Source organism: Mucilaginibacter sp. P2_A4 (assembly GCF_056405015.1).
The window spans coordinates 461204-482541 of record NZ_JBFUCX010000003.1 but is presented as its reverse complement, the minus strand read 5'-3'; the positions used below and the strand labels follow the sequence as shown (position 1 = coordinate 482541).

General features: G+C 41.9%; 21 protein-coding genes and 1 riboswitch. Of the genes, 11 read left to right on the top strand and 10 right to left on the bottom strand.

Translation table 11 applies throughout. From position 1 onward, the window contains the following. Positions 1-8 precede the first annotated feature (8 nt). Positions 9-1247 carry an MFS transporter gene (locus tag AC1DYB_RS08810; RefSeq protein WP_477434140.1) on the bottom strand — a complete coding sequence of 413 codons (1239 nt, stop codon included), beginning with the start codon at positions 1245-1247 and terminating at the stop codon, positions 9-11. Between the two features lie 142 nt (positions 1248-1389). Here AC1DYB_RS08810 and AC1DYB_RS08805 point away from each other — a divergent pair, with 142 nt between their 5' ends. Together AC1DYB_RS08805 and AC1DYB_RS08800 are read left to right on the top strand one after the other, a co-directional pair. Beyond that, a complete protein-coding gene (locus AC1DYB_RS08805) occupies positions 1390-2271 on the top strand; it encodes a LysR substrate-binding domain-containing protein (protein WP_295720617.1) in 882 nt (293 codons plus the stop codon). Positions 2272-2724: 453 nt separating this feature from the next. Continuing rightward, complete coding sequence (locus AC1DYB_RS08800) at positions 2725-3414, top strand: CPBP family intramembrane glutamic endopeptidase (protein ID WP_477434138.1); 690 nt, start codon at positions 2725-2727, stop codon at positions 3412-3414. A 7-nt stretch (positions 3415-3421) separates the two neighbouring features. Here AC1DYB_RS08800 and AC1DYB_RS08795 read toward each other — a convergent pair whose 3' ends face one another. Both AC1DYB_RS08795 and tilS read right to left on the bottom strand, forming a co-directional pair. After that, positions 3422-3907 (bottom strand): hypothetical protein, encoded by a 486-nt coding sequence (locus AC1DYB_RS08795; RefSeq protein ID WP_295720614.1) that lies wholly within the window; start codon positions 3905-3907, stop codon positions 3422-3424. After that, positions 3904-5238 carry a tRNA lysidine(34) synthetase TilS gene (gene tilS, locus AC1DYB_RS08790; RefSeq protein WP_477434136.1) on the bottom strand — a complete coding sequence of 445 codons (1335 nt, stop codon included), beginning with the start codon at positions 5236-5238 and terminating at the stop codon, positions 3904-3906. The genes AC1DYB_RS08795 and tilS overlap by 4 nt, the downstream gene beginning before the upstream one ends. 51 nt (positions 5239-5289) lie before the next feature. Between tilS and AC1DYB_RS08785 the strand changes: the two genes are divergently transcribed. After that, the gene (locus AC1DYB_RS08785) at positions 5290-7866 is read left to right on the top strand and encodes an OstA-like protein (protein ID WP_477434134.1); all 2577 of its coding nucleotides are present in this window, start codon (positions 5290-5292) and stop codon (positions 7864-7866) included. 377 nt (positions 7867-8243) lie between these two features. On the opposite strand, the gene AC1DYB_RS08780 is transcribed toward AC1DYB_RS08785, so the two are convergent. After that, the gene (locus AC1DYB_RS08780; protein WP_477434132.1) at positions 8244-9635 is read right to left on the bottom strand and encodes a voltage-gated chloride channel family protein; all 1392 of its coding nucleotides are present in this window, start codon (positions 9633-9635) and stop codon (positions 8244-8246) included. A gap of 214 nt (positions 9636-9849) precedes the next feature. Further along, positions 9850-9914: riboswitch (Fluoride riboswitch) on the bottom strand. Positions 9915-10009: 95 nt separating this feature from the next. On the opposite strand from AC1DYB_RS08780, the gene AC1DYB_RS08775 reads away from it, so the two are divergent. After that, positions 10010-10495: a hypothetical protein gene (locus tag AC1DYB_RS08775; RefSeq protein WP_477434130.1), complete on the top strand. Its 486-nt coding sequence runs from the start codon at positions 10010-10012 to the stop codon at positions 10493-10495. On the opposite strand, the gene AC1DYB_RS08770 is transcribed toward AC1DYB_RS08775, so the two are convergent. From AC1DYB_RS08770 to AC1DYB_RS08745, 6 genes are all read right to left on the bottom strand, one after another. Continuing rightward, a complete protein-coding gene (locus AC1DYB_RS08770; RefSeq protein WP_477434128.1) occupies positions 10484-11350 on the bottom strand; it encodes a hypothetical protein in 867 nt (288 codons plus the stop codon). The genes AC1DYB_RS08775 and AC1DYB_RS08770 overlap by 12 nt on opposite strands. A 159-nt stretch (positions 11351-11509) precedes the next feature. Continuing rightward, positions 11510-12181, bottom strand: coding sequence for a 4'-phosphopantetheinyl transferase family protein (locus tag AC1DYB_RS08765; protein WP_477434126.1), 672 nt, complete (start codon positions 12179-12181; stop codon positions 11510-11512). Beyond that, positions 12178-12435: an acyl carrier protein gene (locus tag AC1DYB_RS08760; protein ID WP_295720600.1), complete on the bottom strand. Its 258-nt coding sequence runs from the start codon at positions 12433-12435 to the stop codon at positions 12178-12180. The genes AC1DYB_RS08765 and AC1DYB_RS08760 overlap by 4 nt, the downstream gene beginning before the upstream one ends. Continuing rightward, the gene (locus AC1DYB_RS08755) at positions 12410-13711 is read right to left on the bottom strand and encodes a beta-ketoacyl-[acyl-carrier-protein] synthase family protein (protein ID WP_477434124.1); all 1302 of its coding nucleotides are present in this window, start codon (positions 13709-13711) and stop codon (positions 12410-12412) included. The genes AC1DYB_RS08760 and AC1DYB_RS08755 overlap by 26 nt, the downstream gene beginning before the upstream one ends. Next, on the bottom strand, positions 13708-14169 hold the full coding sequence (locus AC1DYB_RS08750) for a 3-hydroxyacyl-ACP dehydratase FabZ family protein (RefSeq protein ID WP_295720596.1): 462 nt from the start codon (positions 14167-14169) through the stop codon (positions 13708-13710). Before AC1DYB_RS08750 ends, AC1DYB_RS08755 begins: the two co-directional genes overlap by 4 nt. Positions 14170-14186: 17 nt before the next feature. Next, positions 14187-14993 (bottom strand): SDR family oxidoreductase, encoded by an 807-nt coding sequence (locus AC1DYB_RS08745; protein ID WP_477434122.1) that lies wholly within the window; start codon positions 14991-14993, stop codon positions 14187-14189. Positions 14994-15309: 316 nt separating this feature from the next. Between AC1DYB_RS08745 and AC1DYB_RS08740 the strand changes: the two genes are divergently transcribed. The 7 genes from AC1DYB_RS08740 to AC1DYB_RS08710 are packed head-to-tail and all read left to right on the top strand — an operon-like array spanning position 15310 to position 21336. Beyond that, entirely contained in the window at positions 15310-15822 is a 513-nt protein-coding gene (locus tag AC1DYB_RS08740; protein WP_477434120.1) for a hypothetical protein, read from the top strand. Then, on the top strand, positions 15822-16721 hold the full coding sequence (locus AC1DYB_RS08735; protein WP_477434118.1) for a hypothetical protein: 900 nt from the start codon (positions 15822-15824) through the stop codon (positions 16719-16721). Before AC1DYB_RS08740 ends, AC1DYB_RS08735 begins: the two co-directional genes overlap by 1 nt. 7 nt (positions 16722-16728) lie before the next feature. After that, positions 16729-17877, top strand: a complete 1149-nt coding sequence (gene darB, locus AC1DYB_RS08730) for a dialkylresorcinol biosynthesis protein DarB (protein ID WP_295720590.1) — start codon at positions 16729-16731, stop codon at positions 17875-17877. A gap of 19 nt (positions 17878-17896) precedes the next feature. Continuing rightward, entirely contained in the window at positions 17897-18304 is a 408-nt protein-coding gene (DarG, locus tag AC1DYB_RS08725) for a flexirubin biosynthesis protein DarG (RefSeq protein WP_295720588.1), read from the top strand. Continuing rightward, positions 18294-19310 carry a BtrH-related acyltransferase DarH gene (gene darH, locus AC1DYB_RS08720; protein ID WP_477434116.1) on the top strand — a complete coding sequence of 339 codons (1017 nt, stop codon included), beginning with the start codon at positions 18294-18296 and terminating at the stop codon, positions 19308-19310. Before DarG ends, darH begins: the two co-directional genes overlap by 11 nt. Continuing rightward, positions 19307-20053: an ABC transporter ATP-binding protein gene (locus AC1DYB_RS08715; RefSeq protein ID WP_295720584.1), complete on the top strand. Its 747-nt coding sequence runs from the start codon at positions 19307-19309 to the stop codon at positions 20051-20053. Before darH ends, AC1DYB_RS08715 begins: the two co-directional genes overlap by 4 nt. Then, positions 20053-21336, top strand: a complete 1284-nt coding sequence (locus AC1DYB_RS08710) for an ABC transporter permease (RefSeq protein WP_295720583.1) — start codon at positions 20053-20055, stop codon at positions 21334-21336. The genes AC1DYB_RS08715 and AC1DYB_RS08710 overlap by 1 nt, the downstream gene beginning before the upstream one ends. The last annotated feature ends 2 nt before the right edge of the window (positions 21337-21338 follow it).

The following is a 21338-nucleotide window of genomic DNA, read 5'->3' as shown; positions in this document are numbered from 1 at the left end:
CCTAATGACTACTTAGCCAGCATAGCCTTGCCGTTAACCCTATCTTCGGCCCCCTGCCTCCTCTTATACAAAACAAAAACACCTGTAGCCAGCAACCCAATTACGCCCTCAATGAAAACCGCTTGCCTTGGCCCGCGCTCATTGGCCAGCCAGCCTACCAAAAGGCTACCAACGGGTATCATTCCCTGATAGGCCATTACGTAATAGCTTATAGCCCTCGCCCGCATGGCTGGTATTGCATGTGTTTGGATATAGGTATTGATAGCCGATGTTTGCGCCATCATCCCCACACCGGTAAAACCCATAAAGATTAAAGCAAAAGACAGCTTGCCTGCATAAGCCACCATTAACACGCTTGATCCAAAAATGAGGCTTGCGGTAATGATGATCTTTACCAGGTTTTTACCTGTTTTTAAATTGGCCAGGTAAACTGCGCTGATCACTGATCCTACACCGGCTGCGCTTTCAAACCAGCTAAAAGTTTTGGCATCGCCGTTAAAAATATCTTTTGCAAAAATAGGCATCAGGGTATTAAAGGGGATAACAAATAAGCTGCTTATGGTAAGCATCAGGATGAGGCTGCTCAGGTCGCGATCGCCGGATACATATTTAAAACCATCCTGTAATTCGGCCCAGATACCTTTTTGCGGTTTGCCTATTACGGTAGTATTCAACTTCATCATAAACAAACAGGCCAGCACGGGGATGTAGCTTAAAAAGTTGCCGAAGAAACAAAAGTCTTCTCCAAAAGTGCTTAAAATAATACCTGCTACAGCGGGGCCTGCTATACGTGCAAAATTGGTCATGGTAGAATTTAGCGCTATGGCATTGGGCAAATCGGCTTTATCTTCAACCATTTCTACCATGATGGATTGACGACAGGTTACATCAAAGGCGTTGATGATACCCTGAACCAGGCTTAGGCCAATAATGGCGGGGATGTTATAAAACTTAAATAATATTAAAAAGGCTAATGCCCCTGCCTGTAGCATAGATACTACCTGGGTAATAACCAATATGCGGTAGCGGTTATGCCTGTCAACAATGCTGCCCGCGTATGGTGCCAGGATTAGTGACGGGATCAAACTAACAAAGCTAACTATCCCCAGCAATACTGCCGAGCCGGTAAGCCTGTAAACCAGCCAGCTTACTGCTGTTTTTTGCATCCAGGTACCGATGAGTGATATAGATTGACCGTAAAAAAACAACTTGAAATTACGGTATTTGAGAGAGCGGAAAATGTTCATTTATTCATTCATAACACAAGCAAATTCAGGGGAGACCTTAATGTAAGACTATTGAAATTGTTTATGATGCAAATATCCGCAATGATGATATATTTGTAAAATAGATTGTTTTAATGAAAATGATCGGTAAAAACGATTGATTATGGAACTTAGACAGTTACAATATTTTGTTAAGGCTGCCGAAACGATGAATTTCACAGAAGCTGCCGCGGCTGTATTTATTACCCAAAGCACCCTATCCCAACAAATAAAGCAACTGGAAGATGAGTTAGGAATGCTTTTGTTTGACAGAATAGGCCGGCATGTGCGCATTACGGAAGCCGGGCATATATTTTTAACCCACGCAACTAAAATACTCAACGACGTACAAAAAGGAAAACAGGCCATTACAGAGTTAAACAATGCAGCTACCGGCGAATTAAATTTAGGGGTATCTTATGCCTTTACTTCGTTGCTATTACCGGCCCTTGCGCCATTCTCAAATAAATATCCCGGTATAAAGATCTTTATCACTTATGGCAGTCCCGAGGAACTGGAAAAAAAATTGAGACTGGCAGAGCTGGATATGATCCTGGCATTTCACAACCAGTCTGACGATGAAGACCTGGAAATGCAGGTGCTGTTCAGTTCCAGTATTGTTATGGTGGTTGCTAAAGATAACCCGCTGGCTAAGCTCGAAAAAATAAGTTTGGAAGAGTTGGCCCAACAAGAGCTGATATTGCCCGGTAAAGGCTTTAGCTCCCGGGAGTTCATTAATGGCTTGTTTTACAAAGGCAAGATCGCTCCAAATATCAGGATCGAGCTGAATGATATGCACTCCTTATTATCGCTGATTCAAAACGGCCATTGGGCAACAGTGCTTAATGAAAAGGCCTTAATAGGCTGGGATAAGGTTGTAGCTGTTCCTATAGCGGCCAAAGGCATCAAACGGCAATCCTATATCCTTTGGCAAAAAGGGGTTTACCGTAAAAAAGCAGCTATTTTATTTATTGAACAGTTGGTGGAGGTTATGGGGCATGAGTAGCGGCCCGGTTAGTACATGTTTTTCATCTGCTGGGGTGGTACTCCTCTGGAGCACAAAACAATAGCGTGTATTTTTCTACAAAGCTTTTTATCCTCTGGATCAGCTATAGTGTGAGCATATCTTTTTTATTCTCATACTGTATTTAGAAAACGATGTCATCGAACGAGGTACGAGGAGAAATCTTATGCAACTTTCATGCAAGCTGTGCACATCAGCTTAGCATCTGGTGTGATTTTTTCGATAGAAGTGTGATAGTTTATCCGAAGGATCAAAAGGCTATGAACAGCCAAAATTTATGAGATTGGATTAGCGATTTGATTGATCCAGAGGATCAAAAGCTTTGTAGAAAATCATAAACAAAAGATTGGTACCCCAGAGGGGAACCACCATTCTTAAAAAAAATCAACCGCGTTATTATTGCTTATTTTTAGTATCATTGGTAAACAAGCCTTAATGATACAATTTATCCGTAAAAACCACCACGCCACCATAATTTATAGCCTGCTGCTAACGGTGGTATTGCTTTTATGCTTTATGGTTGGCTCAAAGGTGTTCAGCATGCTTACCGTTCAACGTTTATCAATGGATACCCGGTTTGTGGTAAGCCGGTTGGCATTTTGGTTATGTTTTGCTGTTATTTACTGGTACGTTTTAAACAAAGAAAAACAACCTCTTTTATTATGGGGAGAGAAGCGTTATTCGATAGGCTTTTCTATCCTGTCTATTTTCGCAATTTTGCTGATCATACTGATAGGCGCCGTAATAATTGCCCTGCCAATTAAATTATGGGGTACGCTTAAAGTAAGCAATGCTATGTTATTGATGCTTAAATTAAGTTTTCCGGCTAAATTATTTGGTGTTTTTACTGCGGGGGTATTGGAAGAATTAATTTTCAGGGGATACATGATACCGCGGCTGCAGCTATTTTTTAAAAACCAACATTTACCTATAATAATAACCGCGGTGCTTTTCGGCTTATTACATGCAGGTTATGGTACCATAATAAATGTATTAATGCCTGTATGGATCGGCTTGGTTTTTGGCTACCATTACTATAAATACCGTAACTTAAAAATGCTGATCATTTGCCATATTTTAATGGACTATAACGCATTAATAGGTTTTTTCCACATTAAGCATTAAAGAGGGTTTACTTTTTCATCTCATCCGTAATTGCCCGTAAAAATTCATTTACATGCTGGGAACCTATAATATAAACCATGCCGTCTCTATCGGTTAAATGAATAGCATCATTACCGGCAGCATAAAAACGGATAGTACCTTTGGTATGCAGGTTATAAACCGGGTTATTAAACAGGTAGCGGCTATATAATCCTTTTTCGACTTTTACAATGCCATTAAGATCAATTTTTACAACGCGGGCAGTCCATAAGCCGCTCAGGCGGATGCTTTTATTTTCAACCGTGGTACTATAATGCAACAGAAAACCCATAATGATGGATATGATGATAATAGCGAAGCCAACTACCACCAACAAATCGCCGTTGCGCTCACGCTCGTCGGTAAAAAAGTAGGCTGCAAAACAAAACATGGCCAAAACCAGGCGTATGGTAATTGGGATAAATTCGCGGCCCAGGTATTGCTTTTCTACAAATACAGTTTTTTCGCTCGTCATAATTTGTACAATTCGAATATAGTAACTTTTTTAGTGTTATTGTTTACTTTATACCTTTCATCGGGCCGGTAATCTGCCACCCAAATTATATCGCCATTGCCATTTACCAGGATGGGTACTTCCTCCTTTTGATGTAAGGATAATTTCTGGTTGATAAAATAATCACTCAGTTTTTTTCGTCCTTTCATCCCCAGCGGGTAAAAATAATCGCCCTCCTGCCAGGCCCGTACCGTAAGCGGATATACCAGCAAAGCCGCGTCAACTGATGTTGCCAGTGGGTTATCTTTTATAATCAGCGGGCTATCGTCATGCAGTAAATTAAGCTTATATGTGCCATAATAAACCTCATGCTCCTGCTCAAATATGCTTACCGGTTCCAGTACCCCGGTTTTCTTTTGTTTGATGATCAGCCTTTCGCGATCAAGTACCAACAAAAATCCCGTTGATTCAAAGATCCGGCCCGAATGCTTGTTCAGTACCGATAGCACATCATCAACGGTGGTTTCATTAAAACCGTATTCCTGTAATAATTTAAACAGGAGCAAACGCGCGGGGTTTAATTTTTTAACCTCATCAATAAGCAAAAATATTTCATCGGTGCCCCATTGCAACAGCGTTTTCTTTAACTCGGCAACCTGGTTATCTAACAGGAGTTCCAGATCCCTGAAATGTTTCAGATTGTTTTCGAACGTTTTTTCAAGCGATGGGTTAAGCTCCTTTAGTTTGGGGATAACCTCAAGCCTTATTTTATTGCGGGCATATTTTGCAGAAACGTTTGAGCTGTCTTCCACAAAATCTAATTTGTTACCGGCAATAAAGGCGGCTATTTCTTCGCGCTTTAAAAATAACAGCGGGCGCACCAGCATACCGTTTTTAGGTAATATGCCATGTAAGCCGGCAATGCCGGTTCCGCGGGTAAGGTTTAACAATATTGTTTCAATCGCATCGTTTTGGTGGTGTGCAAGCGCAATGGCCTGGTAGCCTGATTGCTGGCATAAAGTATCAAACCATTGGTAACGCAAATCGCGGGCGGCCATCTGGATAGATATTTTATGTTCGGCGGCATATGCTATGGTATCAAAATTGATGGTATGAAAAGGTACCCGCAGTTTATTAGCCAGGTTATTGCAAAACTCCTGATCGCGCAGGGCTTCGTTGCTCCGTAACTGGAAATTACAATGGGCAATGCTGAAATTAATTCCCGCAGCTTTTAACAGGTGAGTCATTAAAACAGAATCCATACCACCGCTTACAGCAGCCAAAACCTTGCTGCCTGGGGTAAACAAGGCATTTTGTTCAATAAAATTAACAAACTGGGTAACTGGTAGCATTCATCAAAATTATTAATTTAATAACCCCAACAAAAAACTAATTTTGCCACAGTGAGAAAATATGTTTTAAGCTTTTTGTTATTGATGATGGCAGCCACCGTTATGGGGCAAAAAAAATCAATTGTAAACCTGATACAATCAGCAAGCAGCACTGGCACAAAGATAAATGGCCGCGATGTTATCAAGGTTTATAAAGGGGTTTTTAAACAGGATTTTTCAATCCTGCGATCAGATAGCGCCTATTTTTATCCCCAGGATAATGCCTTTGATGCTTTTAGTAATGTAAACATTAACCAGGGCGATACGCTGAATATCTATTCGGACAAGTTAAACTATAACGGGAATACAAAAATTGCCATCTTAACTAATAATGTTAAAATGGTGGATAAGGATGCTACGCTTACTACCGATTACCTCACCTACAATACTGCAACCCGCATAGGAACTTACACCGGCGGTGGTAAGCTTATCAATAAGGACAATGTGCTTACCAGCAAAAATGGCTACTACTTTGCCTTTTCGCGCGATTCATATTTTCGTTATGATGTGGTTTTAACAACGGTGGATGCCGTTATTAAAACCGACACCATGAAGTATAATACAGGTACCCGGATCGCCTATTTTTATGGGCCTACCAATATTTATGGCAAAAAGGACAAAGATACTTTGTATACCGAGAACGGCCTGTACAACACCGTAACGGAACAAGCTTTTTTTGGCAAAAAAAACCAGTATAAACAAGGCACAAAATCATTAAAAGGTGATAGTTTGTTTTACGATAAGCTGAAAGGATATGGCCGGGCAGTTAAAAACATCACCTTTATTGATAGGGAGCAAAAAATAACCATGAAAGGCGATTTGGCCACCTACTTTAAGGCCGATGAGCGCACCGTGGTTACTAAAAACGCCTACATGGTATTGGTTACCGAACAAAAAGATACCACCAAAACAGACTCGGTGCCTCCCCCGATGCCGCTTACAACTAAAAACAAAGTACTAAAGGCGCCGGCCAATACCATGAAGATAACCAACATGGCAAACCTGGCTGGGCAGGTTAAACCTAATGGCATTGTGTCAAAAAAAGATTCGGCTAAAATTGATTCGTCGGTACGCAAGTTGGCAGTAAGCAATAAAACCATTACGCCGGGCCAAATAAAAAGCGCTATGGAGCTGGCAAATATGGCGGAGAAACTGAAGCCTAACCTCACCAAAAAAGATTCAACCAAAATTGATTCCGTAATACGAAAAGCAGCAGCCCAGGCTAAAAATATTAAGCCGGCTGATGCCCAAAAGAAGATAGCCAGTTTAGCACAGGTAGCTGCAGCGGTTAAACCCGGCAGGGATACAAAAAACATAAAGGCCCCGGCCGATACCGCCAAGCCCGGAAAAATAAAACGAGATTCTGTTTACATGACGGCCGATACGCTGGAAACCCAGATAATGACTTATAAAAACCTGAAGCTTTACCAGGAAAAGCAACGCCAGGCCTATGCTTACGTTCGTGATACATCGGCGGCAGCAAGGAAACAGATAGTTGAGATTAAGAAATTATCAAAGGTATTGGTAGCGCGCAGGCTTTCTATACCTAAGGATACCACTTATAGGCACACTGATTATTTTGGGCATCCCAAGGTGATAGTAGATTCGGCGCAAATAAAAAAAGATAAGGTAACGGCTGTAAGAAAAGCAAAGCAGGATAGTATACGTACCGAAGAAATTAAACGCGACCCGGTATTTGCCCAACGAGAAATTAATTTGAAGGATACCGCCCGTGTAAGGATCCTGATAGCGCACCACAACGCTAAATTATTTAAATCGGATCTGCAGGGTAAGGCCGACTCAATTTTTTACAGTAACAGTGATTCAACCATCAGGTGCTATGTGAAACCCATGTTTTGGACCCAGGGCTCGCAACTATCTGGCGACACGATATATGTACAAATGCGGAACAAAAAGATGGATAATATGGAGCTGTTTCCATCGGCATTTATTGTAAACCTTGAAAAGAACGATTCACTGCATTTTAACCAGATGGGTGGTAAAAAAATGCGCGGCTTTTTTAAAGATGATAAGCTGGATAAGATGTACACCGTTGGCAATGCCGAAAGCATCTACTTTAAACGGGATAGTGTGAGCAACACCGTGGAGGGAATGCAGCGATCCCTCAGCAGCCGTATGGTGGTATCATTCAGGAAGAGTAAACTTACCAATATTCGCCTCCAAACCAAACCCGAGAATAGGTATCTGCCTATTAAAAAAGTGGTGGATGATGATAAAATATTAAAAGGTTTTATCTGGAAACCTAAGGACAGGCCAATATCAAAGGAGTCTATCATTTCGCCGCACAAAACAACTGATGTAAAACTGCCGGGAGGTAAGTCGCCGGCAAAAGGCAAACCGGGTGTGCCTGTAACCAAGCCAGTAAAAGGCACAGCTGCCGATAGTTTGAAAAAGCCATCATTAATGGGCAAGGATAGTTTGCTTAAAACCGATACTACCAAACAGAAGCCTATTAAAACGGTGAAAGACACGGTGGCTAAAACGCCGCCCGCTAAATTGCCAGAGCCGGTTAAGGCGGTAAAGGATACAGTTAAAAGCTCGGCTAAAAAGCCTGGGCAGCAGAATTAACCCTTTTTATCTTTTGTGCCCTCAGGGTCTCTCGGTAGAGGACCCTGAGGCGTTATACAAATCGGATATGCATAGTTTTATACTTAGCAAGCGGCCTCAGGGTCCCTTTTCAAGGAGACCCTGAGGGGACATCAACAGAATTAGCCCTTTTTATCTTTAGCCTTTAGTTTATATTTTGTGCCCTCAGGGTCTCTCGATAGAGGACCCTGAGGCGCTATGCAGATCGGATATACATAGTTTTATACTTAGCAAGCGGCCTCAGGGTCCTTTTTCAAGGAGACCCTGAGGCGTTATGCAGATCGGATATGCATAGTTTTATACTTAGCAAGCGGCTCAGGGTCCCTTTTCAAGGAGACCCCGAGGGGACATTAACAGAATTAGCCCTTTTTATCTTTAGCCTTTATTTTATACTTCTCCAGCTTTTTTTGCACGTAACTCTGCCTTCGGTTACCGGCTTCTGATATGGTAGCCGAATCAGAAAACTGGCTGATGGTTTTAGGAACCCCTATTCGCTGAGATCCATAAATGCCCGAGTGCCCACTAAAAAAGTAAGCCGTGAAACAAGCCACCGCGAAGAATAGCGCGTATTGGCTGCCAAAAAGCTCAATCCCCATAAAAGTACAGGCCAATGGTGTATTGGTGGCACCTGCGAAAACGGCGATAAAACCCAATGCGGCGAAAAGGCTAACCGGCGCATCCATTATCACGGATAAGGTGTTGCCCAGGGTGGCTCCAATATAAAATAAGGGCGTAACCTCGCCACCTTTAAAGCCGGTTGCAAGCGTAGTTGTAGTATAGATGGTTTTCCACAGCCAGCTCCAGGTATTGGCGCCGCCGGCGTTAAAGGCCGATGGAATGGTGACAGCGCCGGCATGTTCAGGGTCGATGCCGAGGCTTAGGTAATCGGGTTTGCCCAACAGGGCAGTTAAGCCAATGATGATTAAGCCGCCAATTACCGGAATAAGCCAGGGCTTGCGAACGCGTTTTACAAAAAACGCTTTTATTCCGTGAACCATGTAGGCAAATAAGTAACTGGCTAAACCAAAGGCAACAGATGCAATAATGATTTTTACCAGGAGTAAAAAATCAAAGGAGGTATAGGCTGAATACCAATGGGCTGTGTTGGCGAAGGTATCAATATGATACGCTGTATGGTGAACACCCCATATAGCAACAGTAATATCGCCAAAAATACCGGCTATTAAACAGGGTAACAGCGCGTTGTATTGTATGCGGCCGATAGTTAAAACTTCCATGGCAAATATGGCCCCGGTGAGTGGTGTGCCGAATACCGCCCCAAAGCCTGCGGCAATACCTGCAATTAATACAATGCTGGTGTCGGCTTCATTCAGTTTAAACCAATGTGCAAAGGCCTGGGCTATGCTGCCGCCAATTTGTACCGCTGTGCCCTCGCGCCCTGCCGAGCCACCAAACAGGTGGGTAATAATAGTGGTGATCAATACAACCGGCGCCATGCGTTTTGGTACACCGCATCCCGGCTGATGTATTTCATCTATGATCAGGTTGTTCCCTTTTTCGGATGATCCGCCAAATAGTTTGTATGTAAAGTAAATAGCAATACCCGCCACAGGTAAAAAATACAACAGGTAAGGATGTTGAAACCTGAAATGGATGGCCCAGTTAAGCAGCCATAAAAACAAGGCTACCATGCTGCCAATGGCAATTGCAATGGGGATGATGAGGAGTGTCCACCTCAACAGGTTTTTCACTATCGAAAAATGCTCTGACAGGAATTCTTTATCGTTCATTTTATGGCGATGCTAATTTAGTTTTAAAATTGATTGATTGTTAACGATGCAGAGAAACTTCAATACAGAAATATTGATGCCGGATACCTTAAATGATATTGAATGGGAGAAAGGAAAAACGCGCTGTATTAAACGGCGGGATGTCTTTAAAATGGATTTGATCAGCAGTTTTTTCACCTACAAAAAATTAGCGCGGAATAAATTCCACGGGTTAATTATTGTAGGCGCCATCAGCTTTTTAGGGCGGTTAAATAGGAAGACACCATTTCCTTAAAACAAATATAGAAAAAACTATTGAATTGGTTTCTGTATAAATCTGCGCGGGTACCACAGAAAGTTTTATACAAGCTCGAAATAATCTTTAATTTCAGCCCATGATACAAACCGAACTGCAACTGCGGAAAAAAGTAAAAACCTGGGTTATTGTATTCATCATCGGTTTGGTATTAAGTGGCGTTACGGCTTTCCCAATTGAAAGCGAACTGGCGTTTTTTGCAGCACACGCCAATATATTTCCATCCTTTATGCAGGATTGGTTAATAAAGGTTTACCTGGCGGTAAAAACAACCAATGAAAACTATCCCTATTTGAGTTATGGTACCGATTGGCTGGCATTTGGTCATCTGGTTATTGCCACCGTGTTTATTGGTCCGTTAAAAGATCCGGTTAAAAATATCTGGATAATCCAGTTCGGGATGATAGCTTGTGTTATGGTGTTCCCGCTGGCATTTATTGCAGGACCAATCCGGGGAATCCCCATTTACTGGCGTTGTATCGATTGCTGTTTTGGCATCTTTGGTTTTATCCCGCTGTATATCTGTTATCGCGATATTAAAAAGATAGCGGCCTTAACTTCCTGAGCGGCGTATATTGGCCAGCGGCTTTGAACTGGCAATATTGGGTGCTCCTATTCCGGCTGGTGGCGAATGCAAATTGCCCTGATTTATTTTATTTAAAATATACTGCACTATAATTCTTCCCATTTTTTGCTTCCCGGCAGTTGAAAGATGGCTGTTGTTGCGATACAATATCTTATGTTTTTGATAGTTATCGCATACCAGGTTAAAGGGAACCACAATGGCAGAATCCTGTAGGTGGGTGTCTTTTAAAACTTCACTTACCTGCTTGCGGTAATCATCCAAATTTCCGGTGCTGCCGTTATCAATAATTAATGAGCTTACCTCATTACGCACTTTTTTTAATATTCCTAAACTATCGGTAACCTCCTTAAAACCAAAATCGGGCATGGTTACAAAAACAGGCTCAATATTGTTTTTTGCCAAATCGCCAATGATAAGCGAACTGTAATAGGCATAAAACTTTGCGCCCATTTCACCCGCTGCATCACTTGTCCCGGCCAAAATTATGCAATAATCAAGGTTATGATGCAGTATCTCACTGCTTGAATAAGGTGTACCCGGTCCGGCGTATAAATTGTCGTAAATATCTTTCGTTTTTGCCTCCGGCTCGCCAAAGGAAATGACCTCCGTTTTTATACCGCGCCTTAAAAACTCATCGCTTATGATGGTATCCAATGAAATGCCGGTTGCCCAGCTATCGCCGATGATCCCTATCCGTAAAATATTGTTCTTGTGCCGTTTTTCGGGTACCGATGCATATCTTTTCTCTAAGGCATATCGCTTGTTAAAATAATACCCCAGCCCTACAGCAACAAAGGCTACAGCTAACAGCACTAACTTAACAGATCTTTTCATATAATAGATGTCGTTGCGCGTTTTACGGTTAAACAAACAGCATGGTTTGGGTTTCGTAAACAAACAGATAATCAGGTGGTGTTTTACGTATCGGGGCGCTAAATGTTGCTGATTGGAGGATATAAACTTACAGAAAACTCCTGGAGCTATATAGTATTGTTATTGGAGATTAGGAAAAGCATAAGCTACATAATGACCATGATGAGCCAATGAAACCGGGATATCTGCCCTATTATCTCCATTGAATAAAACCGGGCATCCGGAACTGTTTTTAATAATATGTAAGTCATCCGTGTCAAAAACAGAAGCCAGCTGTTTTAAAAGGAATTGCCTTACCGCTCTTGATTGGTATTCAGGCTCGGTTTGGTCAATATGTTTAATGCCCCAGTATATATTTTCAAAATCCTTGCTGTTGTTTACAGTGGAAGCTATATAATTTGAATTGACTATCGATATGGAATAGAAGTTATCTGTACCAAAGGCAATAATACTGTTATAAGTAGTTAGCCCGGCAAAGCCTTTAGCTTCAATTTGGGCTTGGGTTATTGCCGGGATGGAAGCCTCCCGTTGCAATTCAATTTGTTCAACAGTAACTTTTGAGGGAGAAAAAACAAGGCCGGGATGGTGCCTTTGTATGAATTTGTAAACAGATTCTTTAACCGACCATAGCATCCATACAAAATACTCAAACGGCATATCGGCCAGGTGGGGCTGGTTGTATAATGCTGTTTCGGTACCGGTAATAAATTTTGTATAAAACCTTGGTTCTTTTGTACGCGTAGCGTTAATTGTACCAAGGTCTACAATATCATTACCGGCACTTATGATCATATTTGCTGGTTTGTCTTTTCTTCTATTACATCAATACAGCCGCCCACATTTACCATTTTATCGGCAGCGTCGTAATCTATTTCAATGTTGTATTTAGTTTCGGCGTCAATAATGATATCAACAAGATTGGCCGAGTTTATTTTCAAGTCTGTAATAAGGTTGGTGCCTTCATCAATGTTAGCCAGTGTTTCTTTATCAAGGGTATATGGCGATAAAACTTTTCTTAGTTCAATTAAAATTTCTTGTCGTGTCATCAGGGTTAAATTTAGAAAATATTAAGCAGGTATTTACGTCGCCAAAGCCAAAGTTGGCCTTAGCAACTATATTTATATCTTTATTGACTACAGAAGTAGGCAAACGGTTTAAGTTGATATGTTTACTTATTTCCGGATTAGGGTCATCAAGGTTAATGTTTGGATGTGCAAACCCATGTACAATTTGCAATATTGATGCCACAGATTCAATAGACCCAGCCGCGCTTAAGCAATGACCGATCATTGATTTGAGGGAATTCATCAACGGAAAATCATCTCCTGATCTGTTCAGGGCCTTACACCAGTTTTGAATTTCCTGCATATCGGCATTTGTGGCAGTAAGGTGGCCGCTGATGAGATCAACTTGCTGCCCCGTGATTTTGGAATTGGCCATGGCTTCCTCTATGCATCTTATTACACCCAGCGGATTGGCTGCCGTCATTGATCCGCCTGTGCGCTGACCGCCGCTGTTGGCTGATCCGCCTAAAACTTCGGCATAAATTGTTGCGCCGCGTGCAAGGGCAAATTCAAGGTCTTCTAAAACCAATGCTGCTGCGCCCGATCCGGGAACAAAGCCGCCGGCCGTTACGCTCATGGGGCGTGATGCCTTTTCTGGCTCATGGTTAAACTTACGGGATAGTACCCGCATAGAATCAAACGAACCGAATACATAGGTATCCACATATTCGCTGCTGCCAACCAGCATCCGTTTAGCATAACCGTCTTTAATGGTTTCGTATCCCATTAAAATGGCCTGCGTACCCGTTGCGCAGGCTGCCGAATTGGTGATCACCTTATTACCCAGGCCCAGCCTGCCCGATATATAGGAGGTTACACCGCTGTTCATGGCTTGTTCAACCACGCGCGAGCCTAATTTTTTCACCTCTTTGTTATCAACCCGGGTAATTACATTTTTCATGGCCTCCGTATCAGAAACGCTGTTTCCAAAAATGCATCCGGTTTCCCAGCGGGGCTCATCGGTATCATAAGTTAAGCCGGCATCTGTCCAGGCATCAAGGGCGGCCATTAAGCCATAGCCGATGTTGGTACCTTTTAAACCATGAAAAGTAACTTCGGATATGTAGTTTTTATTTTTAAGATCTTCTAATACAAAGGCGGGTTTGCCGGCAACCTGGCAGCTAAACTTTAATTCTTCGTAAAGCGGCATAAATTTTATGCCCGATATGCCATTTTGTATGGCGTTTAAAAAAGCGCTGATGCCTATTCCGTTTGGCGATACAACGCCCATTCCTGTAACTACAACACGCCTGCTCATTTTAAGTCAATATGTTTAATAATGCCGGCAAATGTTCCTCTTGCTACAATCTCCTTTGAGCTGTCCAGCATCTCCACAGTACACTTCAGTTTTCCAAAACGGAAATACTGTTTTTTGGAAATAACGGTAACTTTTTGACCGGGTAATACCATTTTATAAAAAGAAACATCGGTTGAGGTAAGTACAGGATATAAGGAAGAGTCGCTGGTAAAATCGTTCCCTGGCTCCTTCAATATTAAAAATATACCCAGTACCACCAATCCTATCTGGGCCATAATTTCTGTAATGATAACACCGGGTGTAACCGGGTTGCCCTCAAAATGGTCTTCGTAAAAAAAGGCGTCCTGCTTCAACGTGAAATCGCCCGTAACACCATCCTCATTCAACGATGTAATGTTATCAATAAAGCGAAACGTTGATTTATAGGGTAAATGATTAAGTATATGGTTATTCATCATGTATCAAAAACTAATAATTACAAACAATGTTCACCCCCGTCTACATGAATTAGTGAACCATTTATCCAAAATGCTTCATCGGTACAAAGCATGTAAATTACATTTGCCACATCTGTTGGCATAGTTATGCGCCCCATTGGGTTATTAGCCGCGGCCAGTGTTATCAATTTATCGCTGCCCGGAATCCTTTTTAAGGATGGCGTTTCGGTAACTCCCGCCTGTATCAGGTTTGTTTTTAATCCGTAACGGCTAAACTCAACTGCCATATACCTGGTAAGGCTCTCCAGTGATGCCTTTGCAATGGATACCGCCGCGTAGCTTTCCCAGTATTTATGAACGCCATCGCTGGTTAAACCAATTACCCGGGCATCAGGGTTAAAAAGCTCAGCATCCAACAGCAGCCTTGTCCAGTCCAATAAACTGTTACTCATGGCGTAGGTTGTTGCCTGTATATCTTCAATTGAAAGAACGGGGTCGTTATTGGCTCCTGCTGCCAATGGTTTTAAATTACCACGGGCTATGGAATGCAGCAATAACTTAACACAATGTTTATGTACAGCAAGCTGGGCAAATTGTTTTAAAAATAAATCGCGACCGGTTTGTTCAAGTGCGTTTATATTAAAAGGTAAAATGGTTACGCTGTGTTCTGCTGCTATTTGAGTTAGTTGTTCTTTAAGCGGTTTTTCTGTAATAGCAGTTTCCCGGTATAAAAGGGCAATGTTCATGCCATGCGCTGCTAACTTTTGTAAAGCGGCAAACCCAAAGCCACTTGATCCGCCTAAAATTACAGCCCAGGAGCCAGCAAACTGTTGAGTTTTATCCATGTAAACCGCTTATTGCTAATGTCATACTTTATGCTTGGGAAGATACTGTTAAATATTTATGCTATTAAGTTCCTCAAAAAAATTCAAACCCCAAAGTAAGCGAAAGAAAACCGATTTTTAATGGTTCAAATGCTATTTATTAGGCTATAGGTTAAACCATTATCAATATAAAATATCTTATATCGTGTTGCTTTAATTCAGCTAACGGTAAAAAATTAAAACTAATTGCCGATTAAAAGGTTGGGCATACTACTATATTGGTAAAGCAACAGTTGGTTTGTGCTGCACGTATTATTTATTACATTTGGTTAGGTTTATGAAGAGTTATATAAAAAGGCCCGTTACTTTTGTTTGTTTATTCCTGGGGATTTTGCTTGCCGGAAGTACAAAGGGCTGGGCGCAAAAGCTGGAGAAAGCCGCTTTTTATAAAGCAATGGCATCTGATAATGTGGATGAAATAAACCAGGAACTATCCGTTTTTACCGATGCAGGTACCGACCTGAAAGAGGGGTACGAAGGTGCTTTATTAATGAAAAAAGCCAGCCTGGTTGGTAAGCCTAAAGATAAACTACGCTTTTTTAAAGCCGGACGCATAAAGCTGGAAACAGCCTTACTTGCCGATCCGGATAATACCGATCTGCATTTCCTTAGATTGGTGATCCAGGAAAAGGCCCCCAAAATTGTTCATTACCGTGCAGATATTGAAAACGATAAAAATACGGTAGTAAAAAACTTTAACAGCCTATCGCCTGTTGTACAACGTGCGGTAGTTGACTATAGCAAAACCTCAAAGGTGTTGCACACAGAAGACCTTAAACCGGCAGCGTAATGGATAAAAAAGTTTTAGTTATTTACTATACCCAATCCGGACAGATGGGCGAAATCATCGACTCATTTACCCAGCCGATTATTGATGAAGGCTTTTCGGTTGAAAAGGTTGTTATAAAAATGGTGGATAATTATCCTTTTCCATGGACGGGGTCCAGTTTTTTTAATGTGATGCCCGATTGTGTTTTAAGTGTGCCGGCCCAAATTCAGCCTTTTACCTTAAAAGAAACAAAGTACGATCTGATTATTTTGGGTTATCAGCCCTGGTTTTTATCGCCAAGTATTCCTTCAAACTCCTTGCTTAACCACCCGGATTTTTTAAGAGTGTTAAAAGGTACACCGGTTGTTACCATCAGCGCCGCACGCAACATGTGGTTAAATGCTTTTGAACGGGTTCGCAAATCTCTCCAGGATGCGGGGGCTAAACTGGTAGGCAATATAGCGCTGGTTGATAGAAATCCTAACCCCATAAGTTTTGTTACCATTTTTTACTGGATGCTAACCGGTAAAAAAGAACGTTATCTTAATATATTCCCTAAGCCCGGTATTGATGAGCAGGAAATATTAGATACCGCTAAATTTGGGCGGGCGATAGCCTTCAGGATCAATATGGAATACTGGGAAAGCCTGCAATACGAACTCATGAACCTTGAAGCGGTTCACATAAAATACCCGCTGATGTTTATTGAGGGAAAGGCGAAAATTATTTTTGCAGTATGGGCTAAATTTATTGCCAAACGCAAAAAAAAGGAGCCCTGGATTGCGGCATTTAAATATTATCTTTTTATTGCCTTGTTTATTGGTGCACCTATATTATTAATTCTGGATATGATTTTTATACGACCATTTTTTGGTGATAGAATCGAAGCCAGAAAGAACTACTATTTACAACTAAATTAATACTTACATGTCTTTTAATCAGGTTTATATAAATACTACATCTGCTTTTCTTCCTAACGAGCCTGTCGCGAGTGATGATATGGAACTGTATTTGGGTTATATTGACAACAAACCATCAAAATCAAAAAAAATTGTGCTGCGTAACAATGGCATTAAAACCAGGTATTACGCTTTAGATAAAAATAAAAAATCTACCCATACCAATGCGGAAATGACAGCCCTGGCGGTAAGGGAACTATTTAAAAATACCGAAGCCAAAATAGAGGAAACGGAATTACTATCATGCGGCACCTCATCGCCAGACCAAATGATGCCGAGCCACGGTGTAATGACACATGGCTGGTTGCCAGAGGCTGGTGCTATTGAAGTAGTGTCGCCATCTGGTGTTTGCTGCGCAGGAATGCACGCTTTAAAATATGCCTACCTGGCCATCAAATCGGGCGAGGTTAAGCAGGCGGTAGCAACCGGATCTGAAAAATTTTCGGGCTTATTGGTTTCTGATGTATTTGAGGAAGAAGCTCAAAAATTGAAGGAGCTTACTGAGAATCCATACATAGCGTTTCAAAAGGATTTTTTAAGGTGGATGCTATCTGATGGTGCGTCGGCATTTTTAATGACCGATAAACCTAATGAAACAGGCCTGAGCCTGCGGGTAGAATGGATTGAGGGTGTATCATACGCCAACCAAATGGATGCCTGCATGTACATGGGCGCCGAAAAGCAGGACGATGGCAGCCTGAAGGGATTTATGGATTTTACACCCGAAGAGATCAAGAACAAATCTATCTTTAGCGTGAAGCAGGATATTAGCTTACTGAGCGATAACATTGTTCCGCTTGGAGGGCAGAAAATTAAAGAGATCTTTGAAAGAAGAGGGTTAACAACCCAGGATATTGATTACTTTTTGCCACATATCTCCAGCGATTTTTTCAGGCCGAAAATTTATGAAATGGTTGAGGTATACGGCGGTGGCATCCCTTACGAAAAATGGTTCATGAACCTGTTTACCGTAGGTAATGTTGGGGCCGCATCGGTTTACCTCATGATTAACGAGTTGTTTCATAGCGGTAAACTGAAGGTGGGTGAAAAGATCCTGCTTTTGGTACCCGAGAGTTCAAGATTCTCGTATATGTATGCGATGCTTACCGTATGTTAAGCGGAAAGGTGTATATACCATGAAAAAAGAAAACGTACCCCAGGACCTGAGTTCGCTTGGAAAAATAACCAGGGAAGTATGCTACGCAACCGATAGTACAGGAAAGTATGTTACCCAGCTAAGCAACGGCTGGGATGTTAAAATAAAAGCGCTTGATGTAGCCTGGGAGGAGATTGATGGGCGCATTGCTAAAGCAAAACAACAGGTTTTAAATAATGAGGCCAGTCCGCTCCTGTTTTTTATGGAGTTAAGACTGATGGACTTTAGTATTTTAGCCGATTATACCGGGTTTTGGAAATGGCAGATAAAGCGCCATTTAAAACCCGAAGTATTTAATAAACTATCAGAAACAAAATTGAAAAAATATGCCGCGGCCTTTAACGTAAAGGTCGACGAGCTAAAAAGTATGGATGTGCATGAAGATTGATTTTGAACACGGACAGGCGGCACATTGCGAATCGGGAGTTACCAGTAATTTATTAAAGAAAATATCAAACGGTAAAATAACCGAGCCACTGGCTTTTGGCATTGGTGCCGGCTTGTTTTTTGTATACGTGCCCCTGATAAAGGTGAACAACGGGCCGTCCATCGCATTTAGGTCGATGCCTGGTTTTATATTTAACCGTACATGTAAATCATTGGGTGTGCCGGTGGTGCAGAAAAAGTTCAGCTCAAAAGAGAGGGCCGAATCTTTTTTATTGGAGAGCCTTAATGCCGGCAATCCGGTGGGTTGCCAGGTGGGAGTTTACTACCTGTCGTACTTCCCGAAAGAATACCGGTTTCACTTTAATGCCCATAACCTGATTGTTTTTGGTAAGGAAGATGATAACTACCTAATCAGCGATCCAATTATGGAACATGCCACAACCCTAACCAGCTATGAGTTGGAGCGTGTGCGTTTTGCCAAAGGAGCATTAGCACCCAGGGGGCAATTGTATTATCCGGGTAATCAAAATGAAATTTCTGATGAGCAAATAAGAAGCGCCATCAAAAGCGGCATCAAAAAAAATGTGTTTAATATGTTATCCATTCCCGGTTGGTTTGCTGGTGTAAATGGTATAAAATATACCGGCAATAAAATTAAAGGCTGGCGCGATAAATTAGGATTGCATGATGCCGGTCTTTACCTGGCGCAACTGGTACGGATGCAGGAGGAAATTGGCACCGGTGGCGGTGGTTTCAGGTATATATATGCCGCGTTTTTACAACAAGCAAATGATTATTTGCCCAATGATACCTTGCTTCAGGCATCAGAAATGTTTACCCAGGCCGGTGATCTGTGGCGAACAGCCGCGGTGCAGGCAGCAGGGATATACAAGGGGCGTATTGGCAGTCAGGCTGATTTTAATGTGATGGGCGATTACTTGTTTGAGATAGCCGAAATTGAAAGAAACGCCTTTACGGTTCTCAAAAATATAAAATGGCAGTCATGAGCTCCTTAGCTGTAAATATCGAAAACCTGGGGTTTCATTATCCTGGTAATTCCGGAATTACTTATGACGGCCTTAATTTAAAAATAGCCGAAGGCGAACGTTTTGGCTTATTTGGCCCCAACGGAGCCGGCAAAACCACGTTAATGAATTTGATGACCGGCTTGCTGGTTGCCGATACAGGAAAGATAGAACTGCTGGGGCACAGCATCGGTACAAAAAGCAAGGCGGTAAATAAGCTGTTTGGTTTTGTACCACAAGATTTTTCTTTTTACCAGGAGTTAAGCCCGGTAGAGAACCTGGAGTTTTTTGGCGCCTGGTATGGCTTAAACAGCAAACAGATAGCGCAACGCACTAAAGAGTTGTTGGAGATTCTGGGCTTATCACACGTAAGCGATAAACCTGTTCAGAATTTTAGTGGCGGTATGAAAAGACGGATTAACCTGGCTATCGGCGTGATCCATAACCCCAAGATACTTTTTTTAGATGAACCAACCGTAGGGGTTGATGTGCAAACACGGCACGCTATCATCAATTATTTAAAAGAGTTAAATGACAATGGCACGACGTTAATATACACATCGCACCAGTTAAGTGAGGCAGAGGGTTTGTGCGAGCGGATAGCCTTAATTGATAACGGCAGAATTGTACGAGAGGGTAATTTAGATAAGCTGTTGGAAGAATATGACCATCAGAATTTAGAAGATCTGTTTTTAAATTTAACCGGAAAGGATTTCAGAAACTAATGTTTAAACTCTGGGCTTCCATAGTAAAAGATGTGAGGGTTTTGCTGCGCGATAAGGTGGGCATTTCACTTATGTTTATTATGCCTGTGATTTTGGTTATTGTAGTAACCACCATACAGAACAGCACTTTTCAGCTCATGAATAAAAACAAGCTTACAGTAGTGGTTTGTAATAAAGATGCTGGAAAGTTAAGTACACAGTTGATAGCTACCATCAATAAGATAGGGATGTTTAAGGTGGCGCAGGTTGATAAAAAGCTAAATGCGCAGCAAATTGCCGATGGAATGCACGCTAACGATGCCATGCTGGCCGTGACCATTCCTTCGGATTTTTCGGCTAAAATAGAAGCCAAAGCCAACAGCTCATCAAACAAAGCATTGAAAAGTTTTGGCTTGCAGGCCGATTCTGCCAAAGAAGTAAAGTTAACAGGGGCCACGCCGCTTATATTATATTACAACCCATCGATACCTGAATCAATACGGTTTTCGGTAAACGGCGCCCTGGCAAGTGCCCTGCAAATTGTAGAGAGCCGGGAAACCTTGCGCACACTTTACTTTGCCATTAACGAAAAGGAGATGCCGCAGCAACTGGAAAACGAAATGCTGAATGGCAAAGCCGAGATTAACCAGGTTCCTGTTTCAAAAAACGGCAGCTTAAAAGCGCCAAACGCGACACAGCACAATGTACCGGCATGGACAATATTTGCCATGTTCTTCATCATCATGTCGTTAAGCGGTAGCGTGGTAAGGGAAAAGGTAAGTGGCAGTTTTATCAGGCTAAAAACATTGCCAACCAATTACGCGGTGGGGCTGCTATCAAAGCAAATAACTTATTTGGGTGTTACCATGTTCCAGGCTTTGGTGATATTTTCACTGGGGTTGTGGTTTTTTCCGTATATTAATTTACCGGCCCTGAATTTGCCAGCCGACATTTTCGGCCTGTTTATTGTTACTTTGGCATGTGGGTATTGTGCGGTAAGCTATGCCATTTGCATTGGCGTTTTTGCAAATACCCAGGAACAGGCTAACGGTTTCGGGGCGGTATCTATTGTAATATTAGCTGCCATTGGCGGTTTAATGGTGCCATCTTTTGTAATGCCGGGCGCATTAAAAACAATTAGTCAGTTATCGCCATTACATTGGTGTATACAAGCATATTATGGCTTATTTTTAGAGGGTGCGGGCTTAAAGGATGTAATGATTAGTATAATACCACTGGTGGCTATTACCATAGCGTTTCAGGCGGTAACGTACCTTGGTTTAAAAAGAAAAAATTTAATATAGAT

Bases quoted from the DNA above. Each gene is read 5' to 3' on its own strand.
- AC1DYB_RS08810 (WP_477434140.1), bottom strand. From the start codon at position 1,247: ATGAACATTTTCCGCTCTCTCAAATACCGTAATTTCAAGTTGTTTTTT.
- AC1DYB_RS08805 (WP_295720617.1), top strand. From the start codon at position 1,390: ATGGAACTTAGACAGTTACAATATTTTGTTAAGGCTGCCGAAACGATG.
- AC1DYB_RS08800 (WP_477434138.1), top strand. From the start codon at position 2,725: ATGATACAATTTATCCGTAAAAACCACCACGCCACCATAATTTATAGC.
- AC1DYB_RS08795 (WP_295720614.1), bottom strand. From the start codon at position 3,907: ATGACGAGCGAAAAAACTGTATTTGTAGAAAAGCAATACCTGGGCCGC.
- tilS (WP_477434136.1), bottom strand. From the start codon at position 5,238: ATGCTACCAGTTACCCAGTTTGTTAATTTTATTGAACAAAATGCCTTG.
- AC1DYB_RS08780 (WP_477434132.1), bottom strand. From the start codon at position 9,635: ATGAACGATAAAGAATTCCTGTCAGAGCATTTTTCGATAGTGAAAAAC.
- AC1DYB_RS08775 (WP_477434130.1), top strand. From the start codon at position 10,010: ATGATACAAACCGAACTGCAACTGCGGAAAAAAGTAAAAACCTGGGTT.
- AC1DYB_RS08770 (WP_477434128.1), bottom strand. From the start codon at position 11,350: ATGAAAAGATCTGTTAAGTTAGTGCTGTTAGCTGTAGCCTTTGTTGCT.
- AC1DYB_RS08765 (WP_477434126.1), bottom strand. From the start codon at position 12,181: ATGATCATAAGTGCCGGTAATGATATTGTAGACCTTGGTACAATTAAC.
- AC1DYB_RS08760 (WP_295720600.1), bottom strand. From the start codon at position 12,435: ATGACACGACAAGAAATTTTAATTGAACTAAGAAAAGTTTTATCGCCA.
- AC1DYB_RS08755 (WP_477434124.1), bottom strand. From the start codon at position 13,711: ATGAGCAGGCGTGTTGTAGTTACAGGAATGGGCGTTGTATCGCCAAAC.
- AC1DYB_RS08750 (WP_295720596.1), bottom strand. From the start codon at position 14,169: ATGATGAATAACCATATACTTAATCATTTACCCTATAAATCAACGTTT.
- AC1DYB_RS08745 (WP_477434122.1), bottom strand. From the start codon at position 14,993: ATGGATAAAACTCAACAGTTTGCTGGCTCCTGGGCTGTAATTTTAGGC.
- AC1DYB_RS08740 (WP_477434120.1), top strand. From the start codon at position 15,310: ATGAAGAGTTATATAAAAAGGCCCGTTACTTTTGTTTGTTTATTCCTG.
- AC1DYB_RS08735 (WP_477434118.1), top strand. From the start codon at position 15,822: ATGGATAAAAAAGTTTTAGTTATTTACTATACCCAATCCGGACAGATG.
- darB (WP_295720590.1), top strand. From the start codon at position 16,729: ATGTCTTTTAATCAGGTTTATATAAATACTACATCTGCTTTTCTTCCT.
- DarG (WP_295720588.1), top strand. From the start codon at position 17,897: ATGAAAAAAGAAAACGTACCCCAGGACCTGAGTTCGCTTGGAAAAATA.
- darH (WP_477434116.1), top strand. From the start codon at position 18,294: ATGAAGATTGATTTTGAACACGGACAGGCGGCACATTGCGAATCGGGA.
- AC1DYB_RS08715 (WP_295720584.1), top strand. From the start codon at position 19,307: ATGAGCTCCTTAGCTGTAAATATCGAAAACCTGGGGTTTCATTATCCT.
- AC1DYB_RS08710 (WP_295720583.1), top strand. From the start codon at position 20,053: ATGTTTAAACTCTGGGCTTCCATAGTAAAAGATGTGAGGGTTTTGCTG.